This is a genomic window from Nocardioides sp. JCM 18998 (assembly GCF_055391535.1).
This window is the reverse complement of the sequence record NZ_AP043886.1, coordinates 1,409,000-1,429,440: the sequence shown is the minus strand read 5'-3', so window position 1 is coordinate 1,429,440 and position 20,441 is coordinate 1,409,000. Positions and strand designations below refer to the sequence as shown.

Annotated in this window: 17 protein-coding genes and 1 tRNA gene; 9 read left to right on the top strand and 9 right to left on the bottom strand. The window is 71.1% G+C overall.

What is annotated here, in order from left to right; all coding sequences use genetic code 11:
• Positions 1-74: 74 nt before the first annotated feature.
• Positions 75-2,513 (bottom strand): bifunctional diguanylate cyclase/phosphodiesterase, encoded by a 2,439-nt coding sequence (locus ACZ5L9_RS06810; RefSeq protein ID WP_464535421.1) that lies wholly within the window; start codon positions 2,511-2,513, stop codon positions 75-77.
• 133 nt (positions 2,514-2,646) lie between these two features.
• Between ACZ5L9_RS06810 and ACZ5L9_RS06805 the strand changes: the two genes are divergently transcribed.
• From ACZ5L9_RS06805 to ACZ5L9_RS06780, 6 genes are all read left to right on the top strand, one after another.
• The gene (locus ACZ5L9_RS06805) at positions 2,647-4,791 is read left to right on the top strand and encodes a hypothetical protein (protein ID WP_464535417.1); all 2,145 of its coding nucleotides are present in this window, start codon (positions 2,647-2,649) and stop codon (positions 4,789-4,791) included.
• Positions 4,792-4,911: 120 nt separating this feature from the next.
• Positions 4,912-5,790 (top strand): hypothetical protein, encoded by an 879-nt coding sequence (locus tag ACZ5L9_RS06800; protein WP_464535414.1) that lies wholly within the window; start codon positions 4,912-4,914, stop codon positions 5,788-5,790.
• A gap of 54 nt (positions 5,791-5,844) precedes the next feature.
• On the top strand, positions 5,845-6,666 hold the full coding sequence (locus ACZ5L9_RS06795) for an SURF1 family protein (protein ID WP_464535410.1): 822 nt from the start codon (positions 5,845-5,847) through the stop codon (positions 6,664-6,666).
• Positions 6,663-7,022 carry a DUF3817 domain-containing protein gene (locus tag ACZ5L9_RS06790; RefSeq protein ID WP_464535406.1) on the top strand — a complete coding sequence of 120 codons (360 nt, stop codon included), beginning with the start codon at positions 6,663-6,665 and terminating at the stop codon, positions 7,020-7,022. The genes ACZ5L9_RS06795 and ACZ5L9_RS06790 overlap by 4 nt, the downstream gene beginning before the upstream one ends.
• Positions 7,023-7,087: 65 nt before the next feature.
• Entirely contained in the window at positions 7,088-7,588 is a 501-nt protein-coding gene (locus ACZ5L9_RS06785) for a peptidylprolyl isomerase (protein ID WP_464535404.1), read from the top strand.
• Between the two features lie 112 nt (positions 7,589-7,700).
• A complete protein-coding gene (locus ACZ5L9_RS06780) occupies positions 7,701-8,501 on the top strand; it encodes a rhomboid family intramembrane serine protease (protein WP_464535401.1) in 801 nt (266 codons plus the stop codon).
• A 262-nt stretch (positions 8,502-8,763) separates the two neighbouring features.
• On the opposite strand, the gene ACZ5L9_RS06775 is transcribed toward ACZ5L9_RS06780, so the two are convergent.
• Entirely contained in the window at positions 8,764-9,216 is a 453-nt protein-coding gene (locus tag ACZ5L9_RS06775; RefSeq protein ID WP_464535397.1) for a cell division protein CrgA, read from the bottom strand.
• Positions 9,217-9,285: 69 nt separating this feature from the next.
• Here ACZ5L9_RS06775 and ACZ5L9_RS06770 point away from each other — a divergent pair, with 69 nt between their 5' ends.
• Entirely contained in the window at positions 9,286-10,098 is an 813-nt protein-coding gene (locus ACZ5L9_RS06770) for a DUF881 domain-containing protein (RefSeq protein ID WP_464535394.1), read from the top strand.
• 82 nt (positions 10,099-10,180) lie between these two features.
• Here ACZ5L9_RS06770 and pknB read toward each other — a convergent pair whose 3' ends face one another.
• From pknB to ACZ5L9_RS06735, 7 genes are read right to left on the bottom strand one after another with little or no spacing between them, the layout of a single operon-like run.
• The gene (gene pknB, locus ACZ5L9_RS06765) at positions 10,181-11,965 is read right to left on the bottom strand and encodes a Stk1 family PASTA domain-containing Ser/Thr kinase (protein WP_464535392.1); all 1,785 of its coding nucleotides are present in this window, start codon (positions 11,963-11,965) and stop codon (positions 10,181-10,183) included.
• Between the two features lie 2 nt (positions 11,966-11,967).
• Positions 11,968-13,509 (bottom strand): serine/threonine-protein kinase, encoded by a 1,542-nt coding sequence (locus ACZ5L9_RS06760; protein ID WP_464535389.1) that lies wholly within the window; start codon positions 13,507-13,509, stop codon positions 11,968-11,970.
• A complete protein-coding gene (locus tag ACZ5L9_RS06755; protein ID WP_464535387.1) occupies positions 13,506-14,966 on the bottom strand; it encodes a peptidoglycan D,D-transpeptidase FtsI family protein in 1,461 nt (486 codons plus the stop codon). The genes ACZ5L9_RS06760 and ACZ5L9_RS06755 overlap by 4 nt, the downstream gene beginning before the upstream one ends.
• 8 nt (positions 14,967-14,974) lie before the next feature.
• A complete protein-coding gene (locus ACZ5L9_RS06750) occupies positions 14,975-16,369 on the bottom strand; it encodes an FtsW/RodA/SpoVE family cell cycle protein (protein ID WP_464535384.1) in 1,395 nt (464 codons plus the stop codon).
• The gene (locus ACZ5L9_RS06745) at positions 16,366-17,715 is read right to left on the bottom strand and encodes a PP2C family protein-serine/threonine phosphatase (RefSeq protein ID WP_464535380.1); all 1,350 of its coding nucleotides are present in this window, start codon (positions 17,713-17,715) and stop codon (positions 16,366-16,368) included. Before ACZ5L9_RS06745 ends, ACZ5L9_RS06750 begins: the two co-directional genes overlap by 4 nt.
• Positions 17,712-18,188, bottom strand: a complete 477-nt coding sequence (locus ACZ5L9_RS06740; RefSeq protein WP_464535376.1) for an FHA domain-containing protein FhaB/FipA — start codon at positions 18,186-18,188, stop codon at positions 17,712-17,714. Before ACZ5L9_RS06740 ends, ACZ5L9_RS06745 begins: the two co-directional genes overlap by 4 nt.
• A gap of 9 nt (positions 18,189-18,197) precedes the next feature.
• On the bottom strand, positions 18,198-18,887 hold the full coding sequence (locus ACZ5L9_RS06735; RefSeq protein WP_464535372.1) for an FhaA domain-containing protein: 690 nt from the start codon (positions 18,885-18,887) through the stop codon (positions 18,198-18,200).
• A gap of 177 nt (positions 18,888-19,064) precedes the next feature.
• Here ACZ5L9_RS06735 and ACZ5L9_RS06730 point away from each other — a divergent pair.
• Both ACZ5L9_RS06730 and ACZ5L9_RS06725 read left to right on the top strand, forming a co-directional pair.
• A tRNA-Leu gene (locus ACZ5L9_RS06730) sits at positions 19,065-19,148 on the top strand.
• 298 nt (positions 19,149-19,446) lie between these two features.
• Positions 19,447-20,430, top strand: a complete 984-nt coding sequence (locus ACZ5L9_RS06725) for a LacI family DNA-binding transcriptional regulator (RefSeq protein ID WP_464535368.1) — start codon at positions 19,447-19,449, stop codon at positions 20,428-20,430.
• Positions 20,431-20,441 lie beyond the last annotated feature (11 nt).

Sequence of the window (20,441 nt, the reverse complement as noted above, 5' to 3'; positions counted from 1 at the left end):
CCGGGGTGAGCATTAGTACGGATCCGGGGGCGCGCAGGATCCCCCGGCGCAGCCGGGTGCCGTCGGTCGGCCGATCAGGCGCTGGGCGGCGTCCATCGTTCGAGCAGCGCGCTGAACTCGTCCGCCGCGACCGGCTTGCTGACCAGGTAGCCCTGCATCTCGTCGCAGCGCAGCTCGGAGAGGAAGCGCTGCTGCGCCTCGGTCTCCACGCCCTCGGCGGTGACGGAGATGCCGAAGGCACCGCCGAGCGCGATCGCGGCCCGGACGATCGCGGCATCGCTCGACTCGGTGAGCATCCCGTCGACGAACGAGCGGTCGATCTTGAGGGAGGTGACGTCGAAGCGACGCAGGTACTCCAGCGAGGAGTAGCCGGTGCCGAAGTCGTCGATCGCGACCTGAACGCCCAGGGCGCGCAGCCGCCGGATCACCCCGATCGTGGTGTCGACGTCCTGGGCGAGCTGCGACTCGGTCAGCTCGAGCTCGAGCAGCTCGGCCGGGAAGCCGGTCCGCTCGAGGGTCGAGGTGACCCAGCCCACCGGATCCGGCTGCAGGAGCTGGGCGGCGCTGAGGTTGACGGCGATCGTCATGGGCGCGATGCCCTCGTCGAGCCATGCCCGGCCCTGCCGGCACGCCTCCTCCAGCACCCACTCGCCGATCTGCACGATCATCCCGGACTCCTCGGCGACCGGGATGAACTCGGACGGCGGGATCGGGCCGCGCTCGGGGTGGTTCCAGCGCAGCAGCGCCTCGCAGCCGGTGACGGTGGCCGAGGCCACGTCGATCTTCGGCTGGAAGGCCAGCCAGAGTTGACCGTCGACCGCCGCGGTGCGCAGGTGCGTCTCCATGTCCGTACGCCGCAGGGCCTCCTCGGCCATCACCGGCGCGAAGACCCGGAAGGCGCTGCGACCGGCCGCCTTCGCGTAGTACATCGCCATGTCGGCGTTGTCGATCAGCTCGGCGCCGTGCTGGCCGTCGCGCGGGTAGAAGCCGACGCCGATGCTGCCGGTGAGGTGGATCTGGCGGCCCTCGACGACGAACGGCTCCGCGAACGAGTCGACCAGCCGCTGCGCCATCTCGTGGATGTCCTCGACGCGCTCGACGTACGGCACCACGATGACGAACTCGTCGCCACCCATCCGGACGACGGTGTCCGCCGCGCAGACCAGGGTGCGCAGGCGCTGCGCGACCGCCTGGAGCACCTTGTCGCCGAAGGGGTGTCCGAAGCCGTCGTTGACCACCTTGAACCGGTCGAGGTCGAGATCGAGGACGGCGACCATGTGCCGGCCGGACTCCGCGGCGGCGATCGCCTGCTCGAGCTTCTCCTGCAGCAGGCTGCGGTTGGCCAGCCCGGTCAGGCCGTCGTGGGTGGCGGCGTGCCGTAGCTGTGCCTGCAGCGCGGCCTGCTCGTCCATCGCGAGCGCCACGCCGACGTAGCTCTGCCTGCCCTCGTGCAGGAACGGCCGGCCGGTGAAGAAGTAGGGCTTGCGGGTGCCGTCCTTGCACAGGAAGTCCGCCGAGACCTGGCCGTACCCGGTGGTGAAGATGTCATCGATGGCGGCGGCGACCTTCTCCTGCTCGTCCTCGCCGAAGAACTCGCCGGCCGTCATGGTGGCCAGCTCCTCGTCGGTGTAGCCGGTGATCTCCCGGAAGGCGGCGTTCCAGCGCTGCATCAGCAGGTCGTCGCGGGTGACGTGGTAGAACGCGCCGGGAATGGAGTCGATGAGTGCGGTGGCGTAGTCCGCGGCGCTCTGCAGCTTGGCGCGCAGCTCCTCCTGCTCGGTCATGTCGATCGCGACGCCGATGAAGCCGAGTTGGCCGTCGTGGACGAGACGCCGGCCGGTCCAGAGGTACGGCCTGCGGGTGCCGTCCTTGCTGACGAAGTCGGCGGTGATCTGGCCGTCGCCGACGTCGTGGTTGAGGATTCCGGCGATCGCCTCGGCGACCTTGCCCTGCTCGTCCTCGGCGAACAACCGCATCGCCGGCAGCACCGCGAGCTCCTCGTCGGTGTAGCCGCTGACCTTGGCGAACCACTCGTTCCAGCGGAACATCACCAGATCGTCGTGGGTGACGTGGTAGACCGCGCCGGGGATGCTCTGGATCAGGGTGTCGGCGTACGTCAGGGCATCCTTGAGCCGGCGCTCGTTCTCCCGCTCCTGGGTCACGTCGCGCACCGTGCCGACGGTCAGGCTCGGGTGGTCGTCATCGCTGGGGAGGGTGTAGCCGCGCACCTCGAGGATCGCGTACTCGCCGTCATCGCGACGCAGGCGGTACTCGTCGGTCCACGGCACCCCGACAGTGTGCAGCGCGGTGCGCAGGCGGCTCAGCACGCGTTCGGCGTCGTCGGCGTGCAGGCGCGAGCCCCACATGTCGAGGGAGTTGGTCGCGAACACCTCCTCGAGACCCATCGAGCGGCGGTAGGGCGAGTCGTGCCAGCGCACATCGCCGTCGCGGAACTCCCACACGACCTCGCCCGCGACGTGGACGAGCGGGTCGAACAGCTCGTGGTGCACCATGGGCTCTCCGGGGTCCACGGGCTCCTGGCCCGACGGGTCGTGGTCGACACTTCCTATCGGCGGGCGCGGCCGGGAGTGAAGGTGGTCACAGCGTACGGCCTGTGGTGGCCCGCGCGGGGTGCATCATGTGCACGTGCGTGCCCTTCGTCGCGTCCTGGCCATCGTCGGTACGGCAGCGCTGATCGTCGGACTGCTCGCGGGGGTCGCCGACCGGCAGCTGCTCAACACCGCCCGCTTCGTGGAGCACGCCGACCGGGTGCGCCAGGACCCCGCCGTCGCCCGGCACGTCGCGGTCGTGCTGAGCGACCGACTGATCCACGACCAGCCCGACCTGGTGGCGCTCAGGCCCCTGCTCGAGGGCGCCCTGCAGTCGGCCGTACGCGGTCCCGCGTTCCGTGCGATCTTCCGCGCCGCCGTCGCGCCGCTGCACCAGGCCCTCACCGGCTCTGCGCCCTCGACCCTGGTGCTGCGGATGGCCGACGTCGGCGCCGTGCTGGTGGTCGCGGCCCGGACGGTGCTGCCGCAAGCCGCGGCCGCGCGGGTGCCGACCGGGATCGAGGTCCAGCTGGCCCGGCTCGGCTCGGGCGACGTCGGCCGCCACGCCGTCACCGGGCTGCGGGCGGTGCGCCTGCTCAGCTGGCTGGCGCCGCTGATCAGCCTGCTCTGCTTCGCCGGGGTCGTCGCTCCCTCCCGCGGGCGGCGACGCATCGCCCTCGGCCAGGTCGGCGTGACGATCGGTCTCAGCGGGCTCGGGCTCGCCCTGGCCAGCGTCGTGATCACCCTGGCCTCGCGCCTGCTGCCCGATACCCTCACCGGGGCCCTGCTCGAGGCCGGCTGGCACCAGCTGGCCCCGCCCCTGCGCAACGCCGCCCTGGTCGCGGCCGGAGCGGGCTACCTGCTCGCGGTCGCCGCCCGTACGCCGGTGCTCGCCGGTCTCGGCGCAGGCCCGGGCGCGTGGCGCACGTGGCTCGCCGCGACGCGGTGGGCCGACCTGCCGCTGCGGCTGCGGCTCGCCGTCGCGGGATCGGCGACCGTGCTGGGCGTGCTGCTGGTGCTGGAGCCGAGCGCGATGCTCGTCGTGCTGGCGATCGCCGCCGGACTGGTGCTGGCGCTGCACGGTGCGGTGGCGCTGACCCGGATGGCGGTCGCGGCCGGGTCCGTCCAGATGCGGATGCGGCGAGAGCGGGCGGCCTCGGGGAACGGCGAGCGGACCGGCGGCGGGGCGATCGAGACCGAGCAGTCCCGGCGGATCGGCGCGGGCATCGCGATCGGGGTGGCGCTGGCGCTGCTGGTGGGGCTGGTGGTGTGGAACAGCACGGGAAGCACGGCCTCGACCCTGCTGGGCGCGGACAAGGCGACCGCGTGCAACGGCTCGGCCGAGCTCTGCGCGCGCCGCTACGACGAGGTCTCGTTCCCCGCCACCCACAACTCCATGGCGGCGGCCGATCAGCCCGGCTGGTTCCTGGCCGAGCAGCCGAACGGCCTCATCGACCAGCTCGACGCCGGGATCCGGAGCTTCCTCATCGACACCTGGTACGGACAGCCGACCTCGCGCGAAGGGGTGATCGCCAACACCGAGGACACCTACGCCAAGGCGCTCGCGCAGGCCAAGGCCGAGTGGGGCGACGCCGTGGTCGAGAGCGCCCTGCGGCTGCGCCAGTCGGCCGGGCTGGTGCCACGAGGCCCCGTCTCGGCCTACCTGTGCCACGCGCTCTGCGTCCTCGGCTCGACGGCGTGGGAGCCGCTGATGGCGCGGATCCACACCTGGCTCGACGCGCACCCGCGCGAGGTGATCACCTTCATCCTCCAGGACGAGGTCTCCCCCACCACGACCGCCCAGGTCTTCGCGTCCTCCGGGCTGCTGCCCGAGGTGTACACACCCGGCGCGGACGGTGCCTGGCCGACGCTGGAGCAGATGATCGACTCCGGGCACCGCATCGTCGTGATGGCCGAGAACCAGGGCGGCGGCACCCGCTACCCGTGGCTGCTGCCGGCGTTCGAGGAGGTGCAGGACACCCCGTTCGACGCCCGTACGGTGGCGGACTTCAGCTGCCGGCTCAACCGCGGTTCCACCACCGCGCCGCTCTTCCTGGTCAACCACTGGCTCAACCGGCCGTTGCGGGTGAGCGCCTCGCGGCAGGCCAACAGCGATGCGGTGCTGGGTGCACGCCTGACCGAGTGCCAGCAGGAGCGCGGGATGCTGCCGAACTTCGTCGCCGTCGACAACTACGACCAGGGCGATCTCTTCGGTCAGGTGCGGCGGCTCAACGGGCTCTGACCGCGCAGTGACTCGGAGGTCCCGGAGGTCGAGCTGACCCGGAGGTCGAGCTTGTCGAGACCCCGCCGGTCTCGACAAGCTCGACCTCTGAGCCGCGTCGGGTCCCCTAAGGTGGCGGGCATGACCAAGCGGTGGGGCGTGGGGCTCGTCGCGGTGGGGCTGCTGACCCCCTTGCTCGCCGCGTGCGGCGGGCACCCGGTCGCGGCGCCGAGCCCGTCGGAGTCGCCGTCGAGCAGCCCGGTAGCCGCCTACAACCCCGCGCTGGCGCCCGCCCGAGCCGTGCTCGCCCTGGTCCCGCACGACGCCACCACGCTCAGCCTCACCGACTTCGACCAGGTCAGGGCGCAGTACGGCGCCTCCCCCGGAGACCCCGGCCTCTGGAAGGAGGCCGCCCAGGGCTCCCCTCTGCTGAGCACCGACATGCTGCGCCCGTACGCCGGGCAGCTGAGCGGGTTCGGCCCCGACGACGTGGCCTGGGAGGCGCACTACTCCGGTCCGGGTGGTGCGACCGGCTGGGTGCTCGGCTTCCGGGCCGGCACCGACATGGGCGCGGTGCAGAAGGCGGTCTCGGCGGGCATCGGACCGCTCGCCGGTGCCACCGTGGACCCCACCGACCGGATCGTGACCAGCCAGGCCCTCCCCGCGACCGATCCGCGCTGGACCGACCTGGCCACGCTCGTCACCGGTCCCGAGGCGGAGTCGACCTACGTCGCGCGTGGCTGCCTGTCCGGCGACGCCGAGGGCCAGCGGCTGCAGCCGCTGGACGCGTACGCGGTGAGCTTCGGCGAGAACCTGGCCACCGCCTACCTCGGCGCGGGCCGAGACGACCTGTTCGTACGGATGCGTCTCGGCGACGAGGTGCCCGCCTTCAAGGCGACGTTCGTGCACGGCGCAGCCGACCCCGGCACCGGCCGGATCGGCTTCACCATGACCGACCCCGTCGACGCCGCCCAGCAGGCGCTGCGCAGCAAGCTGCCGTTCGCGATCTGCGCCCCGTAGCGCGCAGCGGGCGCCGATCCGCGCAAGCCGACGTGACCGACGTACCCTGACGGGGTGTCCTCCGACCCCGCGCCCACGCCCGTGAAGTGGTGGAGCACCCGTCTGTGGGGCTTCCACGCGCTCGGCACCCTGGTCGTCGTCGTCACCGTCCTGCTCGGCTGGTGGCAGTGGACCGTGTCGCAGGGCCACAAGGACGACAAGAGCGCCGCGCTCGCGCACGCGACCCCGGTCCCACTCAACGACGTCTTCGGCCACAACGACGCCTTCCCCGGTGAGGAGACCGGCCGCCCGGCGGTCCTCGAGGGGACCTGGCTGCCGGCGAGCACCGTCTACGTCAGCGGCCACCAGGACGGCTACTGGGTCGCGACGCCGCTCCTGATCGACGGTGCCGGCCAGGGTGCCGCGATCTACGTCGTCCGGGGTTGGACCGACTCCCTCGACTCCGTGCCGGCCGCGCCCACCGGCGAGGCCAGGCTCGTCGGCTGGCTGCAACCGCCCGAGGACGGCGGGCTGACCGACGACAACCCGAGCGACACCCTGCTGCCCGAGCTCAACATCGCCGACGCGATGGGCCACGTGAAGCAGGACCTCTACAGCGGGTACGCCGTCGTGGCCGACCGTGAGGGCGGCTGGCCGGCCGCCGACGCCGCGGTCAACGACGGCTCCACCGGCCTCGAGCCCGCCACCCTCAACTCGATGCCGCAGGCCAGCTTCACCACGGGGCTGCGCAACGCGCTCTACGCGCTCGAGTGGTGGGTCTTCGCCGCCTTCGCGATCTACATCTGGTGGCGCTACGTGCGCGAGGCCACATCCGTGCAGGCCGTCGCCGAGGCGGAGTCCGAGGCTCAGGAAGACCCCGTACCCTCGGGCTCGTGACGAAGCTCTTCAACGCCTACCGGATCCTCGCGATGACGGTCGGTGTCCTGCTGCTCATCGGTGTGCTCTCGGTCCTGCTCACCGGCTCGATCGAGAGCTGGACGCTCTACAACGTCTCCGAGGACTCCACGGCGTACAAGATCGGACACCCGCTGGGCCTGGTCTGGATCCTGCACGGCTGGTTCTACATCGCCTACCTGGTGACGGCCTTCCTGCTGAGCCGGCGGGCGGGCTGGTCGATGCAGTACTTCCTGGTGATGCTGCTGGCCGGCCTCATCCCGGTGCTGATGTTCTTCGTCGAGCATGTCGTGGCCCAGCGCTTCCGTCGTGAGCACCCGGAGGCGCTGGCGGCGTAGCCCGCCCCGCACCTGGCCGGGCGTACGCCCGCCGTCACTCGCGTCGCCTCGGATAGGCTCGCGGCGTGACTACCGCGATCCTGCACACCAACAAGGGCGACATCCGCATCGAGCTCTTCCCGAACCACGCGCCGGAGACGGTCGCCAACTTCGTCGGCCTGGCCAAGGGCGAGAAGGCGAACTCCGCGAAGGCGCCCGGCGAGCCGTTCTACGACGGTCTCGTCTTCCACCGCGTCATCGACGGCTTCATGATCCAGGGCGGCTGCCCGCAGGGCACCGGCACCGGCGGCCCGGGCTACACCTTCAAGGACGAGCCGCACCCCGAGCTGGTCTTCGACAAGCCGTACCTGCTCGCCATGGCCAACGCCGGCCCGGGCACCAACGGCTCGCAGTTCTTCATCACCACCGCGCCGACCACGTGGCTGAACTTCAAGCACACCATCTTCGGCGAGGTGGCCGACGACGAGTCGAAGGCCGTCGTCGACGCCATCGGCACGGTGCCGACCGGTGCGATGGACCGTCCGAAGGACGCCGTCGTGATCAACACCGTCGAGATCGTTGACTGAACAACCGTCGCACGCGACTGAGCCGTCGGGGGTGCCGGTCTGCTACCGGCACCCCGGGCGCGAGTCGCACATCCGGTGCCAGCGCTGCGACCGGCCGATCTGCCCGGATTGCATGACGCCGGCCTCGGTCGGCTTCCAGTGCCCCGAGTGCGTGGCCGAGGGCCGGCGTACGACACGACAGCCGAAGCCGTTCTACGGCGCCCGCTCGACGTTCCGTAGCTCCCCGGTCACCTGGACCCTGATCGGGATCAACGTCGCCGTCTTCCTGCTCGTCCAGGTCGCCTCCGACGCGGTGCTCTACGACCTGATGCTGCACGCCCGGAGCTTCTGCACGTTCCCGGGTGGCACGGTGATCGCAGATCACGCCGTCTGCAGCGCGCACGGCGGCACCTTCTCCCCCGGCGTCGCCGACGGCGGGTACTGGCTGCTGCTGACCAGCGTGTTCACCCACCAGCAGCTGCTCCACATCGGGTTCAACATGTTCTCGCTGTGGATGATCGGGCCGCTGCTGGAGCAGGGCCTCGGCAAGGCTCGCTACCTGGCCACCTACCTGCTCTCCGGACTCGCCGGCTCGGCGTTGGTCTACTGGGCCGCCTCGCCGATCACTCCGACGCTCGGCGCCTCGGGGGCGATCTTCGGCCTGCTCGGGGCGCTCATCGTGCTCTTCCTGCACCGTGGACTGCCGGTGCAGCAGCTGATCGTCGTCGCAGCGCTCAACTTCTTCCTCACCTTCAGCACCTCCGGGATCTCCTGGCAGGCGCACGTCGGCGGATTCGTCGGCGGCGTCGTGATCGGCGGGATCATCACGCTCACCTCGAGCCCGCGGCGTCAGCGGCTGCAGTGGACCGGCCTCGCCGGCGTCGCGGTGCTGATCGTGATCGCTGTCGTGGTGCGCACGATGCAGCTGCGTTGAGAGGTCACCTCTCGCGGGTCGAGTGGTCACGTGTCGCGTCTCGAGGTGACCGCTCGACCCGCAACAGGTGACCTCTCGACATCCACAGGTGTGGAGGATCCTGTGGAGAAATACACGCATGTAACTCGTGGAATCACAGGCGTGTGATTCATCCACAGGGTTATCCCCGGCTGGGGAAATCCGAGGCTGTGGATAGACGGTCAACAGAAGAGCCCCCGGCGTCCACAGGACGCCGGGGGCTCTGTCGTACGAGGGGGGAGGCTCACTCCCAGCGGGTCGCGTAGGCGAAGCCGACCGCCATGAAGCCGATGCCGACCAGGAGGTTCTTCTGGCCGAGGTCGTTGAAGACCCAGATGTGCTCGATGCCGTTGTTGGACCAGATGTAGTAGACGCAGATCCACACCAGGCCGACGATGAAGCAGCCGAGCATGCCGACCACGACGCCGCGACCGCGGCCGAGCGGGGTGTCCGGGTGGGCGGCGATGATCAGGCCGCCGAAGAACAGCACGAAGCCGATGACGTAGTTCCAGCCGCCCAGGTCGCGGATGAAGCCGATGCCGTGCTCCTTGCCGTCGAGCCCCGTCCGCGCACCGAAGTAGTAGTAGAGGATCCACGCGATGCCGAGCGCGATCGCCGCGAGTGCGACCAGGAACCGCACCGTGAAGACCTTGGGTCGATCCTCGTCCAGCGGGTTCCCCAGCTTGATCTTGGCCACGGGTACTGCTCCTGTTCGACAGCTTCATCACTTCGTCCGGGCTGGACGATCCCGCGTAGCCTAGTCGGCGTGACTCCCGGATCTCACGCAAGCCCCGACGCGGAGGCGGTTCAGCGCCCTCGACGCTGGCTGCTGCGCGCTCTCCCGGGATCCGGCCGGCGCTGGTCTTTCTGGCGGGTCGGCACGCCGCTGGTGGTGCTGGTCTGCGGCGGCCTGTTCGTGGTCAGCGCGGTCAACAGCCACGGCACCGACCTGCGCCCCGGCCGCTACACCGACCTGGCCTCCCTGGCCGGCAGCGAGCGCCACGACTACCAGGCGCTCGAGGGCCAGGTGGCCGCTCTTCAGCGCCAGGTCACCGACCTCACCAACGCCGTGCCGGACGCGACCGTCAGTAAGGCGCGCGGCGAGGCCGACGCGCTACGACTGCCCGCAGGCCTCACCCCGGTGACCGGCGAGGGCGTCAGCGTCACCCTCTCCGACGCCCCGCACGAGCTGATCGAGAAGACCACCCACAACCCCAACCTGATGGTGGTCCACCAGCAGGACATCCAGGCGGTCGTCAACGCGCTGTGGTCCGGCGGCGCGACCGCTGTCACCGTCGCGGGTCAGCGGATCGTCTCCACCACGGGCATCAAGTGCTCCGGCAGCACGGTGCTGCTCCAGGGCGTGCCCTACCCGCAGCCGTTCGTGATCCAGGCGGTCGGGGACCAGAACGCCCTGCTCGGAGCCATCCAGGACAGCAGCTACCTGCAGACCTACCAGCAGCAGGCCGCGGATCCGACGATCGGGATCGGCTGGGCGCTGCGTCCCGAGCCCGACGTGAAGGCGCCCGCGTACAAGGGTCTGCTCGACCTCACGTACGCCAAGCCCGCCGCCGGCTGACGCGAGCGAACGAAGCGAGCGCTCCTCGCACCCCGCCGCCGTTGGTCGCGTATCGAGACCACCAGCGGCGGGGTTGGTGTCGTTACGGGATGAGGCCGGTGTCGTCGGGGCAGGTCAGGGCCCCGTCGGGGCCCGTGACCGGCGCGTCGCAGGTCAGCGTCGGGGTGGGCGGGGCGGTCGGGGTCGGGGTGTAGGTCGAGACCCAGATGACGACCTGCGAGCCCTGCTTCTGGGTGGTTCCCTGCTGCGGCGACTGCCGGGTGATGGTGCCGGCGGCCTCGGTGGTGGTGTTGTCGTCGGTCTGGACCGGCTGGAAGCCCGCCGCCCGGATCGCCTGCTGGGCCTGGTCGAGCGTCATCCCGACGACGTTCGGCACGGCCTTCGGGCCCTGCGAGACGTCGAGGGTGACGGTGGTGCCGCTGGAGACGGTGGTACCGGCTGCCGGGTTGGCGGAGAGGACCTGGCCCTTCGGCTGGTCGGACTCGACGTCGTTGCGGCGTACCGTCAGCCCGGCGCTCTCGAGGAGATCCTTGGCGTCGGAGAACGTCATGCCGGCGACCTGCTGGATGGTCACGTCCGGCTTGCCGGAGGAGAGGGTGAGGCTGACCGTCGTGTTCGGGTCCGCGTACGCCCCCACACCGCCCTCGGGCGTCTGCTTGAGCACGGTGTCCGCAGCGACGGTGTCCGAGGGCTCGTAGCCCTCGATGTTGACCTGGAGACCCGCGTCGGCGATCGCCTGGCGGGCCTGGTCCTGCGTCTTGCCGACCACGTTCGGCACCGCCACCTGGTCGTTGCCGTCACTGAACATCCGCGGCAGGAAGAACGCGCCGGCCGCGATGATGGCGAGCACCAGCAGCGCGAGACCGATGAGGAGGCCCGTACGGGGGCCGGAGCGCTCCTCCTCGTCCTCGACCTGCGCCAGCGGCACGACGTTGGTGGGGGAGACGACCTGGGTCGCGGCGGTGACCGGGCCCGGATCAGGTGCCATCACCGGGGCGACGGCCTCGACCGGGCGGCCGGCGAGGTAGCGCTCGATGTCGTTGCGCATCGCCGCGGCCGACTGGTAGCGGTCCTCGACCCGCTTGGCCAGCGACTTCATCACGATCGCGTCGATCGCCGCCGGCAGGGCGGTGTCGTGGTTCGACGGCGGCGAGGCCTGCTCGCGCACGTGCTGGTAGGCGACCGCGACCGGCGAGTCTCCGACGAACGGCGGACGGCCGGTCAGCAGCTCGTAGAGCAGGCAGCCGGCGGAGTAGACGTCCGAGCGCGAGTCCACGGTCTCGCCGCGGGCCTGCTCGGGGGAGAGGTACTGCGCGGTGCCGACGACAGCCGCCGTCTGGGTCATCGTCGACTGAGCGTCGGAGACGGCGCGGGCGATGCCGAAGTCCATCACCTTCACGTCGCCGCTCGGGGTGAGCATGACGTTGCCGGGCTTGATGTCGCGGTGGATGATCCCGGCGCGGTGGCTGTAGTCGAGGGCGGCGAGCACGTCGGAGGTGATCTCGAGCGCGCGCTCGGGAAGGATCTTGCGGCCCTCGCGCAGGATGTCGCGCAGGGTGCGGCCGGCGACGTACTCCATCACGATGTAGGGCTGCGCGACGCCGCTGCCGTCGCGGGCCGGCTCCTCGCCGGTGTCGTAGACCGAGACGATGGCCGGGTGGTTGAGGCTGGCCGAGGACTGCGCCTCACGCCGGAAGCGGGCCTGGAACGTGGCGTCGCTGGCGAGGTCGGTGCGCAGCCGCTTCACCGCGACGATCCGGCCGAGGCGGGTGTCGGTGCCCTTGCGGACCTCCGCCATCCCGCCGCGGCCGAGGAGCTCGCCGAGCTCGTAGCGGCCACCGACGATGGTGGGCTCAGGCTGGACCATGGTCAGACTCCCGGGCTGTTCAGGGTTTCGGGCGCGGACGTGTCGGCCGCCGGGGTGGTGGCGGACGCGGTCGGCGTCGGTGTCGGCGTCGGGGTGGGGGTCGCCGAGTGCGTCGGGGTGGGCGAGGGTGTGCTCGACGCGGTCTTGCCGAGCGTCGGGGTGGGGGTCGGCGTCGGGGTCGTCTCCGGCTTGGGGCCGTAGTAGTCGACCCGCACGCGGTCACCCGCGACCAGGCCGGTCGTCGGCGAGACCGAGATGACCGAGTCGGCCGGGTGGGAGCCGTCGTTGGGCTGCTGCTCCGGGTGGGGGTTCAGGCCGAGGTCGCGCAGGTCGGCGAGCACGTCGTCGATGTTGCGACCGACGTAGCTCGACTCCTCGAGCGTGATCTCCGACGGGGTCGCCGACGGACTGGTCGTGGCGCTGGTCCGGGTCGGACTGGGGGTGTCCGATGGCAGGTCGGTCGGGGAGTTCGAGGAGCCGCCGCGCAGCACCAGCCATGCCACGAGCGCGACGGCGGCCAGGGCCAGGATCAGGAAGACCATGAGGGCGATGTTGAGCCAGTTGTGCTCCGGCTCCTGCTCCTCGTCGTAGGGGGTCGCGATCGGGCCCGTCGCCGGCACCGCGCCGGCGACCTGGGTCTCGTCGGTCATCGCGCCGGTGGCGGCCATGGCGCCGATCGCGCCCGCCGCCATCACGCCGGTCGCCGGGGTGTCCGCACGGCCGCCGGGCTGGCCGCGGAGAGCGGCGGTGAAGGCGGCCGCGTCGGGGAAGCGGTCGCGCGGGTTCTTTGCCAGGGCCTGGACGACCACGCGGGCCAGGTCCGGCGGCACGGAGTCGGGCAGCGGTGGCACCGGGTCGTGCAGGTGCGCCAGCGCGGTCGCGACCGGCGTCTCCTTCTGGAACGGGCGGTGCCCGGCGAGGCACTCGAAGGCGACGACGCCGAGGGAGTAGACGTCCGAGGCCGGGGTGGCCTGCTCGCCGCGGGCCTGCTCGGGCGAGAGGTACTGCGGGGTGCCCATCACCTGGCCGGTGCCGGTGATCGCCGCGGTGGAGGCGGCGCGGGCGATGCCGAAGTCGGTCACCTTGACCTCGCGGTCCGGCGTGACGAGCAGGTTGCCCGGCTTCACGTCGCGGTGCACGATGCCGGCCCGGTGAGCGGCGGCGAGCGCCTCACCCGCCTGTCCGAGCAGGTCGCGTACCACGGCCGGGTCCATCGGCTGGCCGTCGCGCAGCAGCGCCGAGAGCGGCTGGCCGTCGACCAGCTCCATCACGAGGTAGGGCCGCATCAGGCCGGACGCGGTCGGCATCTCGCCGACGTCGTAGACCGCCGCCACGTGCGGGTGGTGCAGCGCCGCGGCGTGCCGGGCCTCGGAGTCGAACCGTGCCCGGTTGACCGGGTCGTCGGCGTACTCCGGCTTCAGCAGCTTGATCGCGACCGGGCGGTCGAGCGCGGTGTCGGTCGCGCGGTAGACCTCGCCCATCCCACCGGTCGCGATCAGCTCGCCGAAGACATAGCGCCCTGGGCTCGGCTGGTTGGTCGTCACGGGTTGATCACCGCTTCCATCATCGCCTTGGCGATCGGGCCGCCGAGAGCGCCGCCGGCGATCTCGTCGCGGCTGGTGTTGCTGGACTCCACGAGGACCGCGACGGCGATCTTCGGGTTGTCGGCCGGCGCGAACCCGGTGAACCAGGCGTACGGGGGCCGGTCGGCCGTGGACTGTGCGGTGCCGGTCTTGCCGGCGACCTCGACCCCGGGGATCTGGGCGGGGGTGCCGGTGCCCTCGTCGACCACCGACGTCATCATCTGGGTCAGCAGGCCGGCGGTCCGCGGCGAGACCGCCGTCGACAGCTTGCTCGGGCTGGTCTGGTCGAGGACGTCGAGGTCGCTCGAGGTGATCCGGTCGACGACGTACGGCTTCATCACGACGCCGTGGTTGGCGATGCCGGCCGAGACCATCGCCATCTGCAACGGCGTCGCGGCGACCTCGTACTGGCCGATCGCGGACTGGGCGCGCAGCGGCGGCGTGAGGGTGGCCGGGAAGCGGCTGGTGGCCTGGCCGGCCAGGTCGGTGAGGTAGGTCTGGCCGAAGCCGAACTTCTCGGCCTGCTTGCGCAGCTGGGCGTCGGTGAGCTTGAGGCCGATGCCGGCGAAGGCGACGTTGCAGGAGCGGTCCAGCGCCCGGGTCAGGGTGACCTTGGTGCCGCCGCAGGAGAAGTTGTTCTCGTTGTGCAGGACGTGGGTCGACTGCGGCAGCTTCAGCGAGGACCGGCCGTCGACCATGCTGTCCGGGGTCATGCCGAGGTCCTCGATCGCGGCCGCGGACGTCACCAGCTTGAACGTCGAGCCCGGCGGCAGCGTGGTCTGGATGGCCCGGTTGAGCAGCGGCTGGGACGGGTCCTTGAGCAGCTGCTCGTACGCCTTGGTGGAGGCGGTCACGTCGTGGTCGGCCAGCACGTTGGGGTCGAAGCTCGGCGTGGAGACCATCGCCAGGATCCGGCCGGTGCTCGGCTCGATCGCGACGGCCGCACCCTCGACGTCGTCGCCCAGCTTCTTGAAACCGTCGTAGGCGGCGTCCTGGACGGCAGGGTCGATCGTCATCTCGACGTTGCCGCCCTTGGGGTCGGTGTTGTTCACCAGGTCGATCAGGCGCCGCACGAACAGGCGCGAGTCGTCCCCGGAGAGCACCTGGTTCTGGCTGTGCTCGAGACCGGTCTGGGAGTAGTAGGAGAAGTAGCCGGTGAGCGGTGCGTACTCGACGCCCTTGGGGTAGACCCGCTGGAACTTGAACTGGTCGTCGCTCGGCACGCTGTGCGCCACCGCGATCTTGCCGGCCAGGATCGCGCCGCGCTGCCGCGAGAACGCCGCCTGGACGACGCGCCGGTTGCGGGCGTCGTCGTTGAGGCCCTTCGCCTTCACGAACTGCAGGTAGGTCGCGTTGGCCATCAGCGCCAGGAAGAGCACGAGGAAGAACACGCTCAGCGTGCGGACGGGTCGGTTCATGCCGCCGTTCATCCGAGCCTCACCATCTGCGTGGCGGCGTCGCCCGGGTCGTAGGAGAAGTCCGGCAGCGGGCGCCGGGCGTGGTCGGAGACGCGCAGCAGCAACGCCACGATCACCCAGTTGGCGACGAGGCTCGAGCCACCGTACGAGAGGAACGGGGTGGTGAGGCCGGTGAGCGGGATCAGTCGGGTCACACCGCCGACGACGACGAAGACCTGCAGCGCGAACGAGGCCGCGAGGCCGACGCTGAGGAGCTTGCCGAAGTCGTCCCGGCAGATGATGGCCGTACGGAGGCCGCGCTCCACGATGAGGCCGTAGCAGAGGATGATCGCCAGCACCGCGGTCAGGCCGAGCTCCTCGCCGATCGCCCCCATGATGAAGTCGGAGTTGGCGAAGGAGATCCGGTAGGGGGAGCCGTTGCCGAAGCCGCGGCCCAGCAGCCCGCCCCAGGCCATGCCGAACATCGACTCGACCAGCTGGTCGGAGTGCGGGGCGGTGGCCGTCTGATAGTGGTCGAACGGGTGCAGCCAGATGTCGACGCGAGCGGTGACGTGCGGGATGAACCGGGCCGCGATGAGCGCGCCGCCGAGGAACAGGCCGCCGCCGACCACGATCCAGCCCCGGCGCTCGGTCGCGACGTAGAGCATGATCACGAACAGGCCGAAGAAGAGCAGGCTGGAGCCCAGGTCGCTCTGGCGCACCAGGATGGCGAGGCTGATCAGCCACATCGCCAGGATCGGACCGAGATCGCGCCCGCGCGGCAGGTCGATGCCGGCGACGCGCCGACCGGCCAGTGCGAGCGCGTCGCGGTGCAGGACCAGGTAGCCGGCGAAGGTGATGACGAGCAGCACCTTGGCGACCTCGCCCGGCTGGAAGCTCATCGGGCCGACGTGGATCCAGATGCGGGCGCCGTTGATGCTCTTGCCGATGCCCGGGAGCATCGGGAGGAGCAGCAGCACGACCGCGCCCAGACCGCAGGTGTAGGTGAAGCGCTGCATGACCCGGTGGTCGCGCAGGCCGACCAGCGTGGCGGCGAAGAGGATCACGCCGAGGGTCATCCAGATCAGCTGCTGGCGGGCGAAGCCGGTGCCGTCGCTGGCCCCGGCGGCCAGGTCGAGGCGGTGGATCACCGCGAGGCCGAGGCCGTTGAGCATCGCCACCAGCGGCAGCAGCACGGGATCGGCGTAGGGGGCGACCAACCGCACCACCACGTGGGCACCGATGATCAGGACGGCGAGCCAGCCGCCGTAGCCCACGATGTCGGCGGGGACCTTCTGCTCGACGCCGATCCCGACGGCGGCGTAGCCGCCGATCCCGACGGCGAGGCTGAGGAGGAGCAGGAAGAGCTCCGCGCCCCGGCGTCGCCGGTGCACGAACTCGCGGGCCCAGGTCTGCGCGCTCATGAGCAGCTGCTGCCCGGGCTCGCCGACGTGCAGAGCAGCTCCTGGACCTTGGTCTGGGCCTGCTCGAGGGAGTCGCGGTGGATGCCGTCGCGGATCTGGTCGGCGTAGGTGTCGGGAAGGTCGCTGACCTCGAGGTCGCTGGTCTGGTAGGCCGTCGAGAGGTCGAAGCCGAGCACGGTGGTGTGCACGCCGCGGAAGATGGTGACCTTCCCATCCTGCTCGCCGACGTACCACTGCTTCTGGGTCCACGACCAGGCAGCGGCGGCGCCGATCCAGAGGATCCCGGCCAGCAGCAGCACGGCGAGCAGGCCGCGGATCCAGGAGCGGACGCCACCGCGATGCGGCTGCAGCGCGTAGCGGCGGCGCTCGGCGTCGAGCGGGTCGTTGGCGATCGCCTCGGCGGGCACCTCGCCGCCGGCCACGGCCACGGCCGTGTCGTCGCCGGGCTCCGACTCGTCGAGGAGGTCGGCGGTGACCGGCTCGAGCTCGCCGGTGTCGCCGTTGCGGTGGCCGCGGAAGAGCGAGGCCCGGGCGGTGAGCGGGGCACGCTTGCGCAGCTCCGCTGCGGCGCCGACGAGCAGGGGCGTGGGCACCTTCTCCTCGGCGTCGGCCAGCTCGGCGTCGAGGGCGTCGGCCACGATGCAGGTCACGTTGTCGGTGGTGCCGGCCTCGAGGCTGGCGCGGGTGAGCTCGACCGCGGCGTAGTCGGGCGTGCCGGTGGCGAGGATGTCGGCGAGGCGGCCGTCGTCGAGGGATGCGGTGATGCCGTCGCTGCAGAGCATCAGCCGGTCGCCGGCCTGGAGCCGGATGATGAACAGGTCGGGCTCGATCTCACGGGCCCCGTCGATCGCCTGCAGGATCAGGTTGCGGTGCGGGTGGACCCGCGCCTCGGCCTCGGTGATCCGGCCCTCGTCGATGAGGGTCTGCACGAAGGTGTGGTCGTGCGTGATCTGGCTGATGTGGCCGTCGCGGAAGAGGTAGCCGCGGGAGTCGCCGACGTGGCCGACGGCGATCATCTCGCCGTCGAAGAGCGCGAGGGTGGCGGTGGTGCTGGTGCCGGCCAGGGCGGGGTCGTGGTCGACCAGCTCGCCGATCCGGTCGTGCGCGCGGTGCAGGGCGCCGGAGACCAGGCCGAGCTGCTCCTCCTCGGTGTGCTCGGGGACCGGAGGCGTGTCGAGCCGGCGCAGCTGGCCGATCGCCGTCGCGCTGGCGATGTCGCCACGGGCGGCGCCGCCGACGCCGTCGCAGACGCTCAGCAGCCACGGCCCGGCGTAGCCCGAGTCCTGGTTGTCCTTGCGCACCCGTCCCACGTCCGAGACGGCTGCATAGCGCAGTCGGAGCGTCACTTGCGCAGCTCCATGATGGTCTTGCCGATCCGGACGCGGGTACCGACGGCGATCGCGGTGGGCTGGCTGATCCGCACGCTGCCGATATAGGTGCCGTTGGTGGAGCCGAGGTCCTCGACGAACCACTGGTCTCCGCTGGAGGCGATCCGGGCATGCCGGGTGGAGACGTAGTCGTCGTCGAGCACGATCGCCGCGTCGGCGCCGCGGCCGATCAGGATCGGCGCCTCGCTGAGCTCGGCGCGCTCACCCTGGCTGCGGCCCTCGACCACGAGGACGTGCGTCGGGGCTCCGCGGCGCGGCTTGGCCGGCTTCGTCCGGTTCCGCTTGCCGCGCGCCTCGGTGGAGGCCGATGCAGGGGCGTCGACCCGGGCGCCGAAGAGATCGGAGCGGACCACGCCGACGGCGCTGAGGACGAAGATCCACAGGACCGCGAGGAAGGCGACCCGGATCAGGAAGAGAGTGAGTTCGGACATCGAGAAGGATCAGCTCTCCGTGATCCGGACGATCAGGTCGGTGCTGCCGATCCGCACCACGGAGCCGTCGTCGAGCAGCGAGCTGGTCATCCGCTGGCCGTTGACGAGCATGCCGTTGGTGGAGCCGAGGTCGTGCACCTCGACGTGACGGTCGGTCTGGCGGAACTCGACGTGGCGCCGGCTCACGCCCGGGTCGTTGATCCGCAGGTCGGCGTCGGTGCCGCGACCGACCACGAGACCACCCAGGTTGATCGGGTGCCGCGAGCCGTTGACCTCGATGAGCGCGGTGGCGCGGCGCATCTCGGTGGGGGAGGCGTTGCCGGTGACGCTCGCCTGGGCCTGGCTGCGGATCCGGAAGCGACCGGTGGTGAGGTCGGCCGCCTCCTCGAAGTCGACGCGGATGGGGCCCGGGAAGACGTACGCCTGGGCCTCAGCGTGGTTGTTCAACTGCTCGCCGAGCTCGCTGGCGAGGGCGTTGTCGTACGGGCTGAGGCGGGCCATGTCGCTCGCGGAGAGCTCGACGTGGAACACGTTGGGGACCAGGCGCCGCTCACGGCTGAGGATCTGCGCGTTGTTGTCGCACTCGCGCTGGAGCGCGGCCGCGATCTCGACCGGCTGGACCGCGCTGCGGAACGCCCGGGCGAAGGCACCCGAGATCGCCGACTCGAGGCGCTGCTCGAACCGCTGCAAGCCGCCCACGCGCGCTCCTCTCACTCATGCATCACTCGTCCATCGCCCCATGCTCCGGCACGCGACGCAGGCCCGACGGGCCCGCCGGGTTCGCTCGATCGTATCGGTGCGGCGGTAGGAGGTCGTCCGCACGCGCCGCCGGTTTGGTCTGATGGTCGCCGTGGGATAACGTTCTGTCTGCTTCAAGCGCGCGTGGCGGAATAGGCAGACGCGCACGGTTCAGGTCCGTGTGTCCGAAAGGACGTGGGAGTTCAACTCTCCCCGCGCGCACAGCAGACCGGTTCAGGTATGACGCCTGAGTCGGTTTAGGTATGAAGAAGGGCTCCTGGCCTGCGGAAACGCGGACCAGGAGCCCTTCGTCATGCGGCGGGAACTGCTGGGGACTCGAACCTCGAGCGAGTCGCTGCTGGCAGTGAGGGCTGCGCAGGCAGCCGCGCGACCGGCTCATCGCAGCCGGCACGGAGGAGAAGCAGTCCGATCCCTCGTTGGCTGCTCGCGCTGATGGGGCCAGAAGACACTGTTCGAATCACGCTCGCGCTGCGCTGACGCCGGCGCTTACGATGCGCAGGTGCCGCTTGAGAGCCGAGGACCGACGGTCGATGACGTCGCCCGATGCGCGGGCGTCTCGCGAGCCACCGCGGCACGCGCGCTCGCAGGTGCCGACCGGGTCCGGCCCGCGACCCGCGACCTCGTGCTGGCCGCGGCCGACGAGGTGGGATACGTCGTCCATGCCACGGCCCGCGCGCTCGCGGCCGGCCGCGGCAGCAGAGTCCTGATCGCCTCGGTGACACCGCACGGCGTGGCCTCGCTCGCGCCCTGCCCGTACCTGGACCGGGTCGTGCACACCACCGCCGAGCTCGCCACCCGGGAAGGGCTGAGCGTCGTCCTGCGAGCGCTCCCGCTCGACGACGAGAAGGCACTCGACCAGGTCGCCCGCGACCGCGACCTCGTCGGCGTCGTACTCGTCAACGCGCATGCACGACTGCTGGAGCAGGTCTCGCGGCGGCTACCCGGACGTGCGGTCTCGATCGGCGCCGGCGTCCCCGGCGTTCCCCTGATCGATGTCGACAACCGGACCAGCACAGCTGCTCTGGCGAAGCGCCTGCTCGATTCCGGCCATCGACGCATCACCCTGATCTCCGGGCCGACCCGCATCGCGTGCACCTCCCGGGCTCGCGTGGGCTACACGGAGGTGATGGAGGCTGCCGGGCTGCCGCTCCGGATCCTTCCGGCTCCGTTCACCCATGACGGTGGCCACGCGGCCTGCGCGGCGATGCTGCGGAGGTGGCCCGACACCGACGCCGTGATCGCCAGCTGCGACGACACCGCCATGGGCGTCATCGAGTCGCTCAACCGCCACGGTCGCCGCGTGCCCGACGACGTGGCCGTCACCGGCTTCGACGACATCCCGCTCGCGACGTACGCCGGGCTCACCTCCATCACCCACCCGGTGGAGGAGATCGCAACCGCCGCGCTGGCCCGCCTGCTGGCCGGCGGCGGTGCCGACGAACGGTTGTTCGCCGTCGAACCGGTCCTCCGCCTCACAGCCTGATCGCCGCGGCG